Source organism: Streptomyces sp. NRRL F-5630 (assembly GCF_000719475.1).
Taxonomy (GTDB): domain Bacteria; phylum Actinomycetota; class Actinomycetes; order Streptomycetales; family Streptomycetaceae; genus Streptomyces.
The window spans coordinates 1-16,495 of sequence record NZ_JOGO01000065.1; the positions used below are offsets into that span (position 1 = coordinate 1).

Below are 16,495 nucleotides of genomic sequence, written 5' to 3' on the forward strand. Positions count from 1 at the left end.
CCCCCGCCCCCACCACCCCGCCCACATCTGTGGACAACTCAAGGAAACCCGTACACCCCCTCACTCGTGCGAGTGAGCGGCGTCGGGAACCCAACCGGGTTGTCCACAGCCGCAGTCGTACGAACGCCGAAGTACCGGCCGGATCATCGCCACGACCGCCCCGATCATCCCCACCCCCGGGCCGATCACCCGTACATAAGCCCAGCCGCCGGAGGACCGGCACCAAGAAGGCGACCGCCCCCACCCGGGAACGGCCGCCTCTCCTACGTCCGGGACCAAGCCCCGCACGGAAACCCACACACGCACCTCGGCCATCGCCTCAACACGGCTACCGCGTCACAGCAGTCCCCGCCTCAATGCGGCCGCAGCCTCAGCCCCGCCACCACCCCAAAGCGGTCGCCGCCCCGAAGCAGCCACCGCCCCGAAGCGTCACCGTCTCAACGCGACCGCTTCGCCAGCCGCTCGACGTCCAGCAGGATCACCGCGCGCGCCTCCAGCCGCAGCCACCCGCGTCCGGCGAAGTCGGCGAGCGCCTTGTTGACCGTCTCGCGGGAGGCGCCGACGAGCTGGGCCAGCTCCTCCTGCGTCAGGTCGTGGACGACGTGGATGCCCTCCTCGGACTGCACGCCGAAGCGGCGCGACAGGTCGAGGAGCGCGCGGGCGACACGGCCCGGCACATCGGAGAAGACGAGGTCGGACATCTGGTCGTTGGTCTTGCGCAGCCGACGGGCCACGGCGCGCAGCAGCGCCGCGGCGACCTCGGGACGCCCACTGAGCCACGGCTGGAGATCGTTGTGCCCCAGCCCGAGCAGCTTCACCTCGGTGAGCGCGGACGCGGTCGCCGTGCGCGGGCCCGGGTCGAAGAGCGACAGCTCACCGATCAGCTCGCCGGGGCCGAGCACCGCGAGCATGTTCTCGCGGCCGTCGGGCGAGGTGCGGTGCAGCTTGACCTTGCCCTCCGTCACGACGTAGAGGCGGTCGCCCGGCTCACCTTCGTGGAAGAGGGACTCCCCACGGGCAAGCGTCACCTCACTCATGGAGGCGCGGAGCTCCGCCGCCTGTTCGTCATCGAGCGCCGCGAACAGCGGTGCGCGCCGCAGAACGTCATCCACGAGTTCTCTCCTTGTCGGCTGCTCAGGGGGACTGGTCGTCTCCCATTGTGCCGGACGTGCCAAACAGTGTGATCAGTCACAAGTGTGCCGCACAGATGCTCGGTCCTGTGCGCCAGGGGGGCCGTGGGAGTGGCGTACCCCGTGCTCGGCGGCGGATGTCAGTACCCGGCCGTAGGCTGAGCGGGTGTCCGCGAAGCCTGGCGGTACGGGGCAGGTTGAGGCACCTGCGGTACGGCGCCGACCTGCACGTTCCGCTGTGAGCGAACGCGGCCGCGTTAGGGCCGTCAGAGGTCGTACGAGCACGAGCGGGCCGGTACGGAACGGGACGAGCGAGCGCCGCGCGCAGGCACGCGGCGTCGGCGGAGGGCACGGAGGACAGCCGGGTGACGACGAAGAAGACGGCAGCGGGGAAGACGACGGCCGAAAAGCCGGCGAAGAAGGCGGCAGCGAAGACGACGACACCGGCCAGGAAGACGGCCGCGTCCAAGACGGCCGCGTCCAAGACTGGGGCGACCAAGGCTCCCGGCACGAAGACGGCCGCCGCTAAAAAGGCAACGGCCACGAAGCCCACGAAAACGGCGAAGACCGCGACCAAGAAGCCCGCCGCTAAGAAGCCCGCCGCTAAAAAGGCTCCCGCCAAGAAGGCCTCCGCCCCCAAGCCCCCGGGCTTCGCCAAGCGCGAGTCCCGGGCCGCCATGGTCGAGCGCGCGCACGCCATCAACGAGGTGCTCGCCGAGACCTACCCCTACGCCCACCCCGAGCTGGACTTCGAGGACCCCTTCCAGCTCCTCGTCGCCACCGTCCTCTCCGCCCAGACCACCGACCTGCGGGTGAACCAGACGACTCCCGCGCTCTTCGCGAAGTACCCGACGCCCGAAGACATGGCGGCGGCGGTGCCCGAGGAGCTGGAGGAGCTCATCCGGCCCACCGGCTTCTTCCGGGCCAAGGGGCGCTCGTTGCTCGGCCTCTCGGCGGCGCTCCGCGACGACTTCGACGGCGAGGTCCCGGCCACCGTCGACGCGCTCGTGAAGCTGCCCGGAGTGGGCCGGAAGACAGCATTTGTCGTGTTGGGTAATGCTTTCGGCGTCCCGGGGATCACTGTGGACACCCACTTCGGGCGCCTCGCACGCCGCTGGAAGTGGACGACGTCCGAGGACCCGGTGAAGGTCGAGTCGGACGTCGCCGCGATCTTCGAGCCGAGCGAGTGGACGATGCTCTCGCACCGCGTGATCTTCCACGGCCGCCGCATGTGCCACTCCCGCCGCCCCGCCTGCGGCGCCTGCCCGGTGGCTCCGCTCTGTCCCTCGTACGGCGAGGGCGAGACCGACCCGGAGAAGGCGGAGAAGCTCCTCAAGTACGAGAAGGGCGGCATGCCGGGCCAGCGGCTGAAGCCCCCCGCCGACTTCCCGGGTCCCCCCGCGCCTCACCTGGGTGGCTGACGCCTCCCCTGGGCGGCCAGACGGAGCCAGGGGCGCCCCTGAGACGTCTCAGGGGCGCCCCCAGGCGCTCCTACGCGCCCTCGTGCTCCCCATTGCACCCGCGTCTCGCCTGCCACTGGAACACGGTGGCTTCACGGAGACGTTGGGGCAGGTGAAGGAAGACAACGAAACAACGACGACCGGCCCCGCCGGGAGGAGAACGGGTGGTGAAGCGACCCTGAGCACCGAGAGCGAGTTCCGCACCGACAAGCGGGCCTCCGGCGCCATCGGCGGCACGCCGGAGGACGGCCCCGGCACGCACGAAGGCGTACACAGCACGTACGAGGCCGGACGCGGCACGCACGACGGCGGACGCGGCAGGGCCACGTACGAGGCCGGACGCGGCAGCGGCACACCCCCCACGCCCGCTGCCCTCCCCGAGCGCCCCTCGGCCTCCGCTCCCCTCCCAGAGCACTCCCCTGCCCCCGCCCCCCTCCACGGCCCGCCCGCTCCTCCGGACCCCGTCCTGAGTACCGAGGGCCTGCCCCGCTGGCTCGACCCGGTCGTCGACGCCGTGCGGACGGTACGGGGCGAGCAGCTCAGCGCCTTCCTGCCACCGGCGGACGGCGGAGGCCGGCAGGCGGCGGTGCTCATCCTGCTCGGCGAGGGTGAGGACGGTCCCGAACTGCTGCTCACCGAGCGGTCCTCCTCGCTGCGCGCCCACGCCGGTCAGCCCTCCTTCCCCGGCGGCTCCCTCGACCCGGCCGACGGCGACCCGCTCACCACCGGGCCGCTGCGCGCCGCGCTCCGCGAGGCCGAGGAGGAGACGGGGCTCGACCCCGACGGCGTCCAGCTCTTCGGGGTTCTGCCACGTCTCTACATCCCGCTGACCCGCTTCGTCGTGACCCCCGTGCTCGGCTGGTGGCGCGCGCCCAGCCCCGTCCGGGCCGTCGACCCCGGCGAGACGGCGCGCGTCTTCTCGGTGCCGGTGAGCGAACTCACGGACCCGGCGCACCGCGCCGTCGCGGTCCATCCGCGCGGCCACGAAGGCCCCGCTTTCCTCGTCCGCGACGCTCTGGTCTGGGGTTTCACCGCCGGAGTCATCGACCGGATGCTGCACTTCGCGGGCTGGGAGCGACCATGGGACAGGGGGAAGCGGGTCTCACTCGACCGGCACGCATGACAGGGTGTCCCGGTGAACGCGCTGGACTTCTTCTTGCTCGCCGCCGCTGTGTGGTTCGCGATCGTGGGCTACCGCCAGGGTTTCGTCGTCGGCATCCTGTCGGTGATCGGCTTCCTCGGGGGCGGGCTCCTCGCCGTGTGGGTGCTGCCCGTGCTCTGGGACGCCCTGACGGACAACTCGGAGGCGAGCACGACCGCCGTCGTGGTCGGGGTGATCATCGTCATCGTGTGCGCCTCGACGGGCCAGGCGTTCACCACCCACCTCGGCAACAAACTCCGCACCCACATCACGTGGAGTCCGGCGCGCGCGCTCGACGCGACCGGCGGCGCCGTCGTCAACGTCCTCGCGATGCTCCTCGTCGCCTGGCTCCTCGGCTCGCTCCTCGCGCAGACGACGCTGCCCACGGTCGGCAAGCAGGTCCGCAACTCCAAGGTGCTCCTTGGCATCTCGCAGGCCATGCCCCAGGAGGCCGACAACTGGTTCTCCGACTTCCGCTCGGTCCTCGCGCAGAACGGCTTCCCGCAGGTCTTCAGCCCCTTCTCGAACGAGCCGATCAAGCCCGTCGACCCGCCGGACGCCGCCCTGGCGAACAGTCAGGTCGCACGGACGGCGAAGCAGTCGATCGTCAAGGTCGTCGGCACCGCCTCCGGTTGCGGCAAGGTCCTGGAGGGCTCCGGCTTCGTCTTCGCCAAGGACCGCGTGATGACCAACGCGCACGTCGTCGGCGGGGTCGGCGAACCGACCGTCCAGATCGGCGGCCAGGGCAGGCGCTACGACGGCACGGTCGTGCTCTACGACTGGAAGCGCGACATCGCGGTCCTCGACATCCCCGGACTGCCCGCCCCCTCGCTGCGCTTCACCAACGGTGACGCGGAACCGGGAGACGACGCGATCGTCGCCGGGTTCCCGGAGAACGGCGACTACGACGTCCGCCCCGCCCGCGTCCGCAGCCGCATCACCCCGACCGGCCCCGACATCTACCACCGGGGCTCGGTGAGCCGCGACGTCTACTCGCTCTACGCCACCGTCCGCCAGGGCAACTCCGGCGGCCCGCTCCTCACGACGGACGGCCGCGTCTACGGCGTCGTCTTCGCGAAATCGCTCGACGACCCCGACACCGGCTACGCCCTCACCGCCGACGAGGTCCGCGACGACGTCGCCCAGGGCCGTACGGCGAACCAGCGCGTCGACACGGAGAGCTGCGCGCTCTGACCGCACGCCGCCGCGCCACGCGAGGGCCCCGGCCGCCACGGATCACGTGGGGCCGGGGCCCTGTGCGCTCGTACGTGCGGGGTGGTGCGATCCGGGAAGCGGGGCAGTCGCGCGCGGTGGCGGCGTGCCCTGCGACCGTGCGCGGAGAACGGCGCCGTCCTGCGGCTGCCGTACGCGAGGCTGTGCGCCCCCACGCCTCCGTGCTCCCCGGCCGGGCCCTGGTGGGGGCGCCGGGGCGGTTCAGTCGCGCGTGTGCCGGAGACGAGCCGAGACCCAGCGGGCCCGGCGGCGGAGGATGAGGGGGATGTTGACCCCGTCCGGGGAGGGATGCGGTTCGCCGGAGCCCAGCGGACCCGCCCCCTCGTGGCTGCTCAGCGCGGAGACTGAGCGGCGGTCGCGTGCTGCGTCACTGTAGTCGTGCGTCCAGCCCATACCCCGTCCCTGCCCGGCTCCCATGGTCGGTAACCGCACCCCCGGCACCTAATTGGCCTATGCGGCTGGCAACACCTGTTCGATCGTCAGGCGGCCCCGCCCATCCAGCGATACGAGTGGGGCCCGACGGGCGGAGGAAGGCGAGAGCACGACGGCGCAGAGGGCGCACACCCCGGAACACGCCTCGGAAAACGCGTCGGCGATCCGGCCCTACGACACGGGTCCAGGGTCCGGCCCGGTTCTACGGCGTGGGTCAACAGTCCGGCCCCGCTCCCGCGTGCAGACGACAGATCCGGCCCGGTTCCACCGCCACCGGTACAGCCCTCACGCGGACGAAGGCGATCAGATCCCCCGCCCGCTTCAGCGGTCCGGTTCCGGGTCCCGCAGCCAGTCGATCAGCTCGCGGTTGAAGCCGAGCGGGTCCTCCTCGTGCGGGAAGTGCCCGAGCCCCTCGTAGAGCCGCCAGCGGTACGGGGCCTCGACGTACTCGCCCGAACCGGCCGACGAGCGGGTGCGCAGCACCGGGTCGAGCGCCCCGTGCAGGTGCAGTGTCGGGACGCGTACGGGCCGCCGCATCCGCCGGTAGAACTGCACGCCGTCCGGCCGCGCGAGCGAGCGCACGAGCCAGCGGTACGGCTCCACCGCGCAGTGCGCCGTCGAGGGGATGCACATCGCCCTGCGGTAGACACCGGCCGTCTTCTCGTCCGGGAGACGCGGCCCGGACCACTCCCGCAGCAGCTCGCCGACGAGCGCGCCCTCGTCGGCGACGAGCTGCCGCTCCGGGACCCAGGGACGCTGGAAGCCCCACACGTACGAGCCGGCGGCGGACTGCCGGGGGTCCCTGAGCATCGCCGCGCGCCAGCGGCGCGGATGCGGCATCGAGGAGACGACGAGCCGGCGCACGAGCTTGGGCCGCATGACAGCCGCCGTCCAGGCGAGGTAGCCGCCGAGGTCGTGCCCGACGAGCGCCGCGTCCGGCTCGCCGAGCGAGCGGATCACGCCGGTGATGTCGAGGGCGAGGTTCGCCGGGTCGTAACCGCGCGGCGTGCGGTCGCTGCCGCCGACCCCGCGCAGGTCCATCGCGACCGCCCGGTACCCGGCGGCGGCGAGCGCGGTGAGCTGCTCGCGCCACGTCCACCAGAACTGCGGGAAGCCGTGCACGAGCATGACGAGCGGCCCCTCGCCCACTTCCGCGATGTGGAAGCGCGCGCCGTTCGCCGCCACGTCCCGGTGGGTCCAGGGACCGTCGATCCGGATCGCGGAGGCGGATTGCGCCGAACGGGGGTCGGTAGCCGTCATGAGGAGGAGCGTGCCACAGCTGAGGCGCCGTCCGCTCCCTCGCCGTCCTTCCGCGCCAGCGGCGGGAAGTTCTCCAGCTCCGGCGTCTCGGGACGCGGGTGCGGCTTGGCGTTGGAGAGGACCGCGGCATCGGCCTTCGCGGCCGCCGCCGCCTTCTGCGGCCCCCTGCCCTTCTGCGCCTTCTTGAAGAGCACGAGCCCGATGAGGGCGAAGAGACCGGCCACGATGATGCTCGCGGCGAAGGAGAGCAGGAAGCAGACGGAGAGGTGCCAGCCGCTCCAGGAGTGGATGCCGTAGGCGAGCGCGAAGCTCAGCATGGGGAGCGAGAAGAGGGCGAGGGTCAGCGCGACGATGAACGCCCCGCTCCCGGCCACCCCCTTCTTCACGTCCTTCATGATCTGCACCTTGGCGAGCGCGATCTCGTCGTGCACCAGCGCGGACAGTTCGGAGACCGCGTTGGCCATGAGCTGGCCGAGGCTGCGGTCCGCGCTCAACGCCGCGGCCGCCTTCTCGGGCTCGCCGGGACGGTGGCTCGCGCTGTCGGGTGCGCTCATCGCGTACTCCCTCTTCTCTTTCGCCGGTCTGCGCGGGGACCGGGCTCGCGGCCCCCGCCTCGTCCGGGCGGCGGCGCACCCGCCCGAAACACGGTCAGGGTTCAGATCATGCCGGACCCTTGCCCTTGCCGCTTCCCCCGCCCCGCCCGCCTGACTCCTGTTGGGTGCGGTACGGCTTCCTTCACGGGGGCGCGGGAGCCGTCCGGGCTCGCGTGGGGAGTACGGGGATATGGGCCCTTCGCGCGTCGTACGGGTCCGTCCGACGCCCGTACGGGTGAGCGGTGAGTGAGGGGGTGACGGGTCCGCGCCGCGTGTCGTACGGGAGGCGCCCACACGTCGTGCTGTGTCAGGCGCGCCCCGCCCCCGGGTCCTCCCGTCCCCGCTCCAGCTCCTGGGCTCGGGCGCGGTGTGCGGCGGCCCGGTCCTCGGAGGACTCGGCGAGGCGCTGATGGTGTGCCGGGTCGTCCTGCTGGTAGACGTCCGGCACGCCGTCGAGGTCCTCGTCGCGCTCCTCCTCGGCGCGCAGCCGCGCGTACACCCGGTTGCGCAGCCGCAGCAGGACGGCGGCCAGCAGCACCGCGATAAGCGAGCCGACGAGCACCGCCGCCTTGACCTCGTCGGTGAGGCGGGCGTCGTCCGTGAAGGCCAGTTCCCCGATGAGGAGGGACACGGTGAAGCCGATGCCCGCGAGCACGGAGACCGCGAAGAGATCGGACCAGGACAGCTCCTCGCTGAGCGAGGCCCGTGTGAAACGTGCCGTCAGCCACGTGCCCCCGAAGATCCCCACCGCCTTGCCGACGACGAGCCCGAGGACCACCCCCAGCGTCTCCGGGCGGGTGAAGATGTCGGCGAGCGCGTCGCCGCCCACCGCGACCCCCGCGGAGAACAGCGCGAAGAGCGGCACCGCCACCCCGGCCGAGAAGGGGCGGACCAGGTGCTCGACCCGCTCCCCGGGTGACGTCTCCTCACCCTCCTCGCGGTGGCAGCGCAGCATGAGGCCCATCGCGACGCCCGCGATCGTCGCGTGCACGCCGCTGTTGTACATGAGCCCCCAGATCACCAGCGCGAGCGGCACGTACACGTACCAGCCCCGCACCCGCAGCCGGCGCAGCAGGAACCAGAAGACGACGAGCCCGGCGACGGCCCCGCCGAGCGCGACGAAGTCCAGGTCGCTCGTGAAGAAGACCGCGATGATCAGGATCGCGAACAGGTCGTCGACGACCGCGAGCGTCAGCAGGAAGGCGCGCAGCGGCGAGGGCAGCGCGGTGCCGAGCACGGCGAGCACGGCTAGCGCGAAGGCGATGTCCGTCGCGGTCGGGACCGCCCAGCCCCCCCGGTCGCCGCCGCCGACCGTGTTGACGAGCGTGTACACGAGCGCGGGCGCGATCATCCCGCACGCCGCCGCCACCACGGGCAGCAGCGCGGCCTTGGGATCGCGCAGGTCGCCCGCGACGAGTTCGCGCTTCAGCTCGGCCCCCGCGACGAAGAAGAACACCGCGAGCAGCCCGTCCGCCGCCCAGTGCTCCACCGAGAGGCGCAGCCCGAGCGACGCGGGCCCGACGTGGAAATCGCGAACGGTCTCGTAGCTGTGCGACAGCGGCGTGTTCGCCCAGACGAGAGCGAGGACGGCGGCGACGAGGAGCAGCACGCCGCCGAGCGTCTCGGCGCGCAGGGCGTCCGTGAGGTAGCGGTACTCGGGCAGGGGGAGGCGTCCGAGAAAACGGCGCCCGGGAGAGGGCAGGCGGGTGCTGGGCACAGGGGTCTCCAGGTCCGGCCCGTGCGGGCGCGGTTCGACGTCAGGTGATCACACGCCGACCAGGCTTCCCGGCACCCCTCTTCGTTTGTCGGTACGCAGGGCGTACGAGACCAGCCTAACGAACCGCTGCGGACGGGGGCCCGGGCCACCGCTCGCTCCGGCCCGTAGAGGCCACCGGTCCGGAGGCGGCACGTCGCGCTGCCCTCTCGGAGTGCGGTGTACATCCGTACACTGAGTTCACATCTGTACGCCGGACGTGCGCCTGAGTACTCGGTGCACACTCGTGCATCGAAGTGCAGGTGTACACCGAGAGTACGGATGTACGCCGGAACGCGTCCGTAGACCGGGAGTACATCCGTACATCGGGAGTACGCCCGTACACCGGGAGTGCACCCGTACACCGAAGTACATCCGTCCACGGGGGTACACCCGCACACCCGCCCCTCCCACGACGAAGGGACGAGCCCCGAAGGACCCGTCCCTTTCTCGGCCTGCGGAGACCTCAGTCGTCACTGCCGCCGGAGGCGGGCAGCTTCGACTGGATGAGGTCCATCACCGAGGAGTCCGTCAGCGTCGTGACGTCTCCCAGCTCGCGGTTCTCCGCCACGTCGCGCAACAGCCTCCGCATGATCTTCCCGGACCGCGTCTTCGGCAGCTCGGCGACCGCCATGATCCGCTTCGGCTTGGCGATCGGCCCGAGCGTCGCGCCCACGTGGTTGCGCAGGTCCGCGACCAGGTCCTCCGACTCCGTGGCGGAGCCGCGCAGGATCACGAACGCCACGATGGCCTGACCCGTGGTCTGGTCGGCGGCGCCGACGACCGCCGCCTCGGCGACCGCCGGGTGCGAGACGAGCGCCGACTCGACCTCGGTCGTGGAGATGTTGTGCCCCGAGACGAGCATGACGTCGTCGACCCGGCCGAGCAGCCAGATATCCCCGTCCTCGTCCTTCTTCGCCCCGTCACCGGCGAAGTACTTGCCCTCGAAGCGCGACCAGTACGTGTCGATGAAGCGCTGGTCGTCGCCCCAGATGGTGCGGAGCATCGACGGCCACGGCTCCGTGAGCACGAGGTAGCCCCCGCCCCCGTTCCCGACCTCGTTGCCCTCGTCGTCCACGACCGTGGCGGAGATGCCGGGCAGCGGGGTCTGCGCGGAACCCGGCTTCGTCTCGGTGACGCCTGGCAGCGGCGAGATCATCATCGAGCCGGTCTCGGTCTGCCACCACGTGTCGACGATCGGCGTCTTGTCGTGCCCGATGTTCTTGCGGTACCACATCCACGCCTCGGGGTTGATCGGCTCACCGACCGAACCGAGCACCCGCAGCGAGGAGAGGTCGAACTTCGCGGGGATGTCGTCGCCCCACTTCATGAACGTGCGGATCGCCGTCGGCGCCGCGTACAGGATCGTCACCCCGTACTTCTGGATGATTTCCCAGAACCGTCCCTGGTGGGGTGTGTCCGGCGTGCCCTCGTACATCACCTGGGTCGCGCCGTTGGAAAGCGGCCCGTAGACGATGTACGAGTGCCCGGTGACCCAGCCGATGTCGGCCGTGCACCAGTAGACGTCCGTCTCCGGCTTGAGGTCGAAGACGGCGTGGTGCGTGAAGCTCGCCTGGGTGAGGTAGCCGCCCGAGGTGTGCAGGATGCCCTTCGGCTTACCCGTGGTCCCCGACGTGTAGAGAATGAAGAGCGGCTGCTCGGCCTCGAAGGCCTCCGGCGTGTGCTCGGCGGACTGGCGCTCGGTCAGCTCATGCCACCACACGTCACGGCCCTCGGTCCACGCCGTGTCCTCGCCCGTGCGGCGGACGACGACGACGTGCTCGACCGTCTCGAAGCGCGAGACGGCCGCGTCCACGGCCGGCTTCAGCGCGCTCGGCTTGCCGCGCCGGTAACCGCCGTCGGCGGTGATGACGACCTTCGCGTCCGCGTCGGCGATCCGCGCCGCGATGGCGTCGGCCGAGAAACCGCCGAAGACGACGGAGTGCATCGCGCCGATGCGCGCGCAGGCGAGCATCGCGGTGACGGCCTCGGGGATCATCGGCAGGTACACCGCGACCCGGTCCCCCTTGCCGACACCCAGCTCGATCAGGCCGTTCGCCGCGCGCGAGACCTCGTCCTTGAGCTGCGCGTACGTGATGCTGCGGCTGTCGCCCGGCTCGCCCTCGAAGTGGATCGCGACCCGGTCGCCATTGCCCGCCTCGACATGGCGGTCCACGCAGTTGTACGCGACGTTCAGCTTGCCGTCCGCGAACCACTTGGCGAACGGCGGGTTCGACCAGTCCAGGGTCTCGGTGGGCTCGGTCTCCCAGCTCAGCCGGCGCGCCTGCTCGGCCCAGAAGCCGAGGCGGTCCTCGCGCGCCCGCTCATAGGCGTCCGCCTTCACGTTGGCGTGCGCCGCCAGCTCCGCCGGCGGCGCGAACTTGCGCTCTTCCTTGAGCATGTTGGCGATTGACGAACGCTCGCTCACTGACCCACCGTCCCGTGGTGTAGACCAATTCTGTCCTGCCATGGGGATTCAACGCTTGCGGAGACACGAGGTCAACCCCCGCAAAGCGGACCCGCCGGGGCGCGCTTGAACCAGGCGGCCCCGCAACCCTTGACACGTACGTCCCAGGTCGGAGGTTCATCCGCCACGCCCCCGGGTGCGCGCACGCGCCGCCCGCTCCCACGAAGCGACCTGCCCGGTGACACCCCAACAGCCCTGCTTCTCCCGCTTCTGCTCATCCGCCCCGACTCGCACTCCCCGCCGCCCGGCGGCGTGTCTCCGCCGGGCAGCGGGCGTGCGAGCCCTGAAGGCGGCAGGCGCTTGGGGCGGCGGGGCGTGACGGGGGGGTGAGAGCGCCCCGGTGGGGCGGCGACGGGCGCGGCCCGGCGGAACGGCGTGGCTCCGCCCTCGTACGTATGGGCCTGGAGCAGCCGTACGTACAAGGGCGGGCGTCTTGAGGTGGGCGTTTCCGTGCGGGGGCCGTCGGCGGACAGGCGCACCCGGGGGCCAACCGCGGGTGAGTCGGCCTCCTCGCGCCGATCTCTCACGGATGCCCGCGCGGCTCAGGCGGGTACGGGCCGCTCCGGCTCCTGGGCGGCGCTCACCTCCTCGAAGACCGGTGCCGCTCCGTCGATGTCCTCACGCAGCAGGTACGCCTGGGCCTCGCCGACGTGGAAGTACATGCCGTGCAGCGCGAGGCTGCCCTCGGCGAGCCTGCGGGCCACCGCGGGATGCCCCCGCAAGTGGTCCAACTGCTGCACGATGTTGACGAGGCAGAGCTGCTCGGCGATGTCGGCGGGCTCGCGCCGTGCGAAACCGGGGAGAGTGCTCGCGTCCCCCCGCAGTCGCGCGAGGCTCGGCGCCCCGTACCGCAGCCACCGCCACAGCGGCGACAAGGGCACGTCGGCCCTCTCGTCGCCCACGGCGCCGCCGCGCCGCTCGTCCTCGCTCAACAGCGCCTGCATCGCGCCGCACCCGGAGTGCCCGCACACGGTGATCGACTCGACGCGCAGCACGTCGACCGCGTACTCGATCGCGGCTCCCACCGAGTCGTCCCCGCTCAGAGCCCCGGCCCCGCTCACCGAACCGGTGCCGCTCCCCGCAGAGGCGTCCGCGGTGGCGTTCGCGCCAGGCGGGGGGACGAGATTTCCCACGTTGCGGACGGTGAAGAGGTCGCCCGGACCGCTCGCCGTGATCATGCTCGTGACGAGACGTGAGTCCGCGCAGGTGAGGAAGAGCTGCGAGGGCCGCTGCCCCTCCCGGGCGAGGCGGGCGAGTTCCTCCCGCATGTGGGGTGCCGTGTCGCGCTGGAACGCGCTGATCCCCGAGATGAGGCGCTGCGCCCCCCTCCCGGCGCCGATCGACGCCGCCACCGGACCGAGCGCCGCCGACCTGCGGTGGTGGTGCCAGGGCGTCCAGAGACGGCGAGGGACGCGCGGTCCCGCCGCCGGTTCGGTGGTGCGGGGGCCGACCGGACCGGTCACGCTGACCGCGCCCCCCTGCGCGGTGTGCGAGGTCCGCCAGTCCTGCAGCGTCTCGAAGGCGGCGTGGTCCATGAACGAGCCGTCCAGCTCGACGACCACGGTGGCCTTCGCCGGTACGTGGTGCAGCGTCCGGCTGAGCCGGGGCACGGCCAGGAAGGTCAACTGACCGCGCACGTGTACGAGGTGGTGCCCCGCCCGCTCGTGATGGACGATCCGGGTGCGGCTCAGCCGGTGCAGGGCGAGACCGACCGCGACGGCGATGCCGAGACCGACCCCTTCGAGCACCCCGAGGAAGACGACACCGCACGTCGTCACTCCATAGACCAGGAACTCCCGGTGCCGTGTCACTGTCCTGATGTGGAGCAGATTGACCATCTGGATGCCCACGGACATCACGAGCGCGGCGAGCACGGCCAGCGGGATGTACTGGAGCAGGGGCACCGCGAGCAGCGCGGCGACCAGGACCCACATCCCGTGCAGCATCGTGGAGGCACGGCTCACCGCGCCCGCGTTGATGTTGGCGGTGCTGCGGACGGCGACCCCGGCGACGGGCAGACCGCCGAGGCCGCCCGAGACGATGTTCGCCGCGCCCTGGCCGAGGAGTTCGCGATCGAGGTTCGACCGCGGCACCCGTACCGCCTGCTCGGGCCGAGCGGCGACGAGTTTGTCGACGGCGACCGCCCCGAGCAGTGACTGCACACTCGTGACGAGTGTGATGGTCACGACCCCGGCGACGATGCCGCCGAGAGGGCCCTCCGGGAGCGCGGGCAGGGCGTGGTTGCTCCACGAGGGCAGGTCCACGCGGGGCAGCGAGAGCCCGGCGAGCGCCGCGACGAGTGTCGCTGTGGTGACCGCGACGAGCGTGGCGGGCAGCACTTTCGCGAGCCGCGCGGCGCGCCCCGGCAGTTTGGGCCACAGGTAGAGCACGGCGAGCGTCAGCACGCTCATCGCGAGCGCCGCCCACCGCGTCTCCGCGAGCTGCGCCGGAAGCCCGCGCAAATTGTCCAGTACGCTGCTCTGCGGTGTACCGCCAAGCACGATGTGCACCTGCGCGACCGCGATCGTGATGCCGATGCCGGCAAGCATCCCGTGCACGATCGCCGGGCTCACCGCGAGCGCGGAACGCGCCACGCGGAGCATCCCGAGCCCGAGCTGGCATACCCCGGCGAACACGGTGATCGCGCAGGTCGCCCGCCAGCCGTACTGCTGGATGATGTCGGCCGTCACGACGGTGAGCCCGGCCGCCGGTCCGCTCACCTGGAGCACCGAGCCCCCGAGCCGTCCCGCGATCAGCCCGCCCACAGCGGCGGCGACGAGTCCCGACTGAAGCGGCGCCCCCGTCGCCAGCGCGATGCCGAGCGAGAGCGGCAGGGCGATGAGGAACACGGAGATCGAGGCGGAGAGGTCGACGGCCTCCGGGAGGCGGAAGCGGGGCCGTGAACGCGGAGCGGTGTCGTGTGGCTTGGGTGTGCCGGGGCGGGCGGAGCCGTGATCGGAGGGCCCGTGCGGGGCTGTGCCGGGGCGGGCGTCGGTGGGGGGCGTGGGGAGTTCGGTCGTACGGGCGGGGCTGGGCGCGGTGGCCTCGGCCATACCGGGGCCTGGCGTGTCGGGGAAGGGCAGGGCGGAGTCTGCCTCGCGGGGGCAGGGCGCGCCGGAGTCGGTAGCGGCTTTGCCTAGATCCGGGCCGTGTCCGGCGGTGTCGAGGCCAGGGCTCTCCTCGGGCTCCGGCGGTCCGTGCGAGGTGTGTGTGTTTACGCGAGAGGTCATGTTCCCGTCTCCTCCGGGGCTGCGCGGTCGCGTCAGTGCGCGGCCGTGGGTCACGGCGTACAGCGGCGGGATGCGTGGTGTGCGGGGGTGCGCTGAGTGTGCGGTTGGTGGCTGTCTGCGAGGGCCCGCGGGCCGGGACGTGCGCGCGAGGTGGGGTGGGGAGAGGCGACGCGCCGGTTTCGTAGGGCCTTCGAGCACGGTGTTTCAACACTTGGTAAATGGATCGTAATTGAGAGTAAAGGATTGTTGCCGTCTATCGGGGCAAACAGTCCATTACTTCACCTGCGCGAGTGATTAATCATTTTGTACGGCTTGTCAGTCCATGACGGAATCGCCCCGTGTGTGACCTTGGCGCGGACCTCGGCCGGACCCTTCCCGCCTGCGGGACGCGGTGCGGCCCACGTGAGCGATGCAAGGAAGAAGGTGGGCCGTCATGGCAACCACCAGAAGAATGACGGCGGTGGCCACAGTGGCCGCCGCCTGTGCCGTCGCCCTCACCGGCTGCGGGGGCGGCGCCTCCCACGACACCGGTCACTCCGCGGCCCAGGGCAAGAAGGAGAAGGCCGAACCGGCTCCTGCTCCCAAGAACGCCGTCCGCCTCATCGGCGACGGCTCGACCGCCTTCACCGGCGTCCAGCCGCACCAGCTGCGTCCTGAGAAGCTCAAGGCGGGTCAGGAGCCCCCTCAGTTCGTCGTCTTCTCCTGGGACGGGGCGGGCGAGGACGGCCAGAAGCTCTTCTCGCACTTCCGCAAGGTCGCCAAGGAGAACAACGCGACTATGACCTTCTTTCTCAGCGGGGTCTACATGCTCCCCGGCGCGAAGAAGGACCTCTACCACCCGCCCATGCACTCCCCGGGCCGCTCCGACATCGGCTTCAACGACCTCAAGGGCATCCGCGACACCGTCGACCAGGTTCGTGGGGCCTGGCTGGACGGCCACGAGATCGGCACCCACTTCAACGGCCACTTCTGCGGCAAGGGTGGCGGTGTCGGCGAGTGGTCCGTCGCGGACTGGCGCAGCGAGATCAACCAGGCCAAGCAGTTCGTGAAGACGTGGAAGACCAACACCTCCACCGGCAAGGCCGACCCGCTCCCCTTCGACTACGACAAGGAGCTCATCGGCGCGCGCACCCCCTGCCTCGAAGGCCAGAAGAACTTCATGGCCGCCGCGGGGCCGATGGGCTTCCGCTACGACAGCAGCGGTGTCCGTGAACAGGTCTGGCCCACCAAGAAGCAAGGCATGTGGGACCTCTCGATGCACATGGTCCCCATGCCCGGCCATACCTACGAGACCATCTCGATGGACTACAACTTCCTGGTCAACCAGTCCGGGACGACTCAGGGCGACCCCGCCAAGCGCGAGTTCTGGGGCAACCAGATGCGCCAGGGCCTCATGGAGTCCTTCGACCGCTCCTACCGCGGCAACCGCGCCCCGGTGATCATCGGCAACCACTTCGAGTCCTGGAACGGCGGCACGTACATGCGCGCCGTCGAAGACGTGGTCAAGTCGGTCTGCCACAAGAAGGGCGTCCGCTGCGTCTCCTTCCGCGAACTCGCCGACTGGCTCGACGCTCAGGACCCCGCGACCCTCGCCAAGCTCCAGAAGCTCGGTGTCGGCCAGGCTCCCCAGGGCGGCTGGGGCTCGCTCGACTCTCCTGCCCCGGCCGCCGCCGACGCCGCCGCGGGTGCCCAGCCGCAGAAGAAGGGGGAGGCGGAGAAGAAGCACTGAGCTGGGCGGGGACCAACGAAGCAGGCCCCTGCGGGGCCGGCGTCCCACAGGGTCCCGCCCCTCCGGG

General features: G+C 71.4%; 11 protein-coding genes. 4 read left to right on the forward strand and 7 right to left on the reverse strand.

Going from position 1 to position 16,495, the window contains the following annotated elements; all coding sequences use genetic code 11:
- Positions 1–437 precede the first annotated feature (437 nt).
- Positions 438–1,112: a Crp/Fnr family transcriptional regulator gene (locus tag IF99_RS0123935; protein ID WP_007823925.1), complete on the reverse strand. Its 675-nt coding sequence runs from the start codon at positions 1,110–1,112 to the stop codon at positions 438–440.
- Between the two features lie 383 nt (positions 1,113–1,495).
- Between IF99_RS0123935 and nth the strand changes: the two genes are divergently transcribed.
- The 3 genes from nth to IF99_RS0123955 all read left to right on the forward strand — a co-directional run bounded on the left by nth (position 1,496) and on the right by IF99_RS0123955 (position 4,925).
- The gene (gene nth / locus IF99_RS0123945) at positions 1,496–2,551 is read left to right on the forward strand and encodes an endonuclease III (protein ID WP_234340822.1); all 1,056 of its coding nucleotides are present in this window, start codon (positions 1,496–1,498) and stop codon (positions 2,549–2,551) included.
- A 505-nt stretch (positions 2,552–3,056) separates the two neighbouring features.
- On the forward strand, positions 3,057–3,713 hold the full coding sequence (locus tag IF99_RS0123950; protein ID WP_051703655.1) for an NUDIX hydrolase: 657 nt from the start codon (positions 3,057–3,059) through the stop codon (positions 3,711–3,713).
- A gap of 12 nt (positions 3,714–3,725) precedes the next feature.
- Positions 3,726–4,925, forward strand: coding sequence for a MarP family serine protease (locus tag IF99_RS0123955; protein WP_030999172.1), 1,200 nt, complete (start codon positions 3,726–3,728; stop codon positions 4,923–4,925).
- Between the two features lie 240 nt (positions 4,926–5,165).
- Here the strand turns inward: IF99_RS0123955 and IF99_RS35140 are convergent, their stop codons facing one another.
- The 6 genes from IF99_RS35140 to IF99_RS0123985 all read right to left on the reverse strand — a co-directional run bounded on the left by IF99_RS35140 (position 5,166) and on the right by IF99_RS0123985 (position 14,522).
- Positions 5,166–5,357: a hypothetical protein gene (locus tag IF99_RS35140; protein ID WP_030999174.1), complete on the reverse strand. Its 192-nt coding sequence runs from the start codon at positions 5,355–5,357 to the stop codon at positions 5,166–5,168.
- A gap of 360 nt (positions 5,358–5,717) precedes the next feature.
- Positions 5,718–6,656, reverse strand: coding sequence for an alpha/beta fold hydrolase (locus tag IF99_RS0123965; RefSeq protein WP_030999176.1), 939 nt, complete (start codon positions 6,654–6,656; stop codon positions 5,718–5,720).
- Positions 6,653–7,210, reverse strand: a complete 558-nt coding sequence (locus tag IF99_RS0123970) for a phage holin family protein (RefSeq protein ID WP_030999178.1) — start codon at positions 7,208–7,210, stop codon at positions 6,653–6,655. Before IF99_RS0123970 ends, IF99_RS0123965 begins: the two co-directional genes overlap by 4 nt.
- Positions 7,211–7,556: 346 nt before the next feature.
- The gene (nhaA, locus tag IF99_RS0123975; protein WP_051703656.1) at positions 7,557–8,951 is read right to left on the reverse strand and encodes a Na+/H+ antiporter NhaA; all 1,395 of its coding nucleotides are present in this window, start codon (positions 8,949–8,951) and stop codon (positions 7,557–7,559) included.
- A gap of 517 nt (positions 8,952–9,468) precedes the next feature.
- Complete coding sequence (acs, locus tag IF99_RS0123980) at positions 9,469–11,403, reverse strand: acetate--CoA ligase (protein WP_030999181.1); 1,935 nt, start codon at positions 11,401–11,403, stop codon at positions 9,469–9,471.
- A 608-nt stretch (positions 11,404–12,011) separates the two neighbouring features.
- Positions 12,012–14,522: a bifunctional SulP family inorganic anion transporter/carbonic anhydrase gene (locus tag IF99_RS0123985; protein ID WP_199806549.1), complete on the reverse strand. Its 2,511-nt coding sequence runs from the start codon at positions 14,520–14,522 to the stop codon at positions 12,012–12,014.
- A gap of 610 nt (positions 14,523–15,132) precedes the next feature.
- On the opposite strand from IF99_RS0123985, the gene IF99_RS0123990 reads away from it, so the two are divergent.
- Positions 15,133–16,428, forward strand: coding sequence for a hypothetical protein (locus IF99_RS0123990; RefSeq protein WP_051703652.1), 1,296 nt, complete (start codon positions 15,133–15,135; stop codon positions 16,426–16,428).
- The last annotated feature ends 67 nt before the right edge of the window (positions 16,429–16,495 follow it).

What these genes read in the sequence shown, in the direction of transcription:
- IF99_RS35140 (WP_030999174.1), bottom strand. Translation starts at nt 5,357, where the DNA reads ATGGGCTGGACGCACGACTACAGTGACGCAGCACGCGACCGCCGCTCA.
- IF99_RS0123965 (WP_030999176.1), bottom strand. Translation starts at nt 6,656, where the DNA reads ATGACGGCTACCGACCCCCGTTCGGCGCAATCCGCCTCCGCGATCCGG.
- IF99_RS0123970 (WP_030999178.1), bottom strand. Translation starts at nt 7,210, where the DNA reads ATGAGCGCACCCGACAGCGCGAGCCACCGTCCCGGCGAGCCCGAGAAG.
- acs (WP_030999181.1), bottom strand. Translation starts at nt 11,403, where the DNA reads ATGCTCAAGGAAGAGCGCAAGTTCGCGCCGCCGGCGGAGCTGGCGGCG.
- IF99_RS0123985 (WP_199806549.1), bottom strand. Translation starts at nt 14,522, where the DNA reads ATGGCCGAGGCCACCGCGCCCAGCCCCGCCCGTACGACCGAACTCCCC.
- IF99_RS0123990 (WP_051703652.1), top strand. Translation starts at nt 15,133, where the DNA reads ATGGCAACCACCAGAAGAATGACGGCGGTGGCCACAGTGGCCGCCGCC.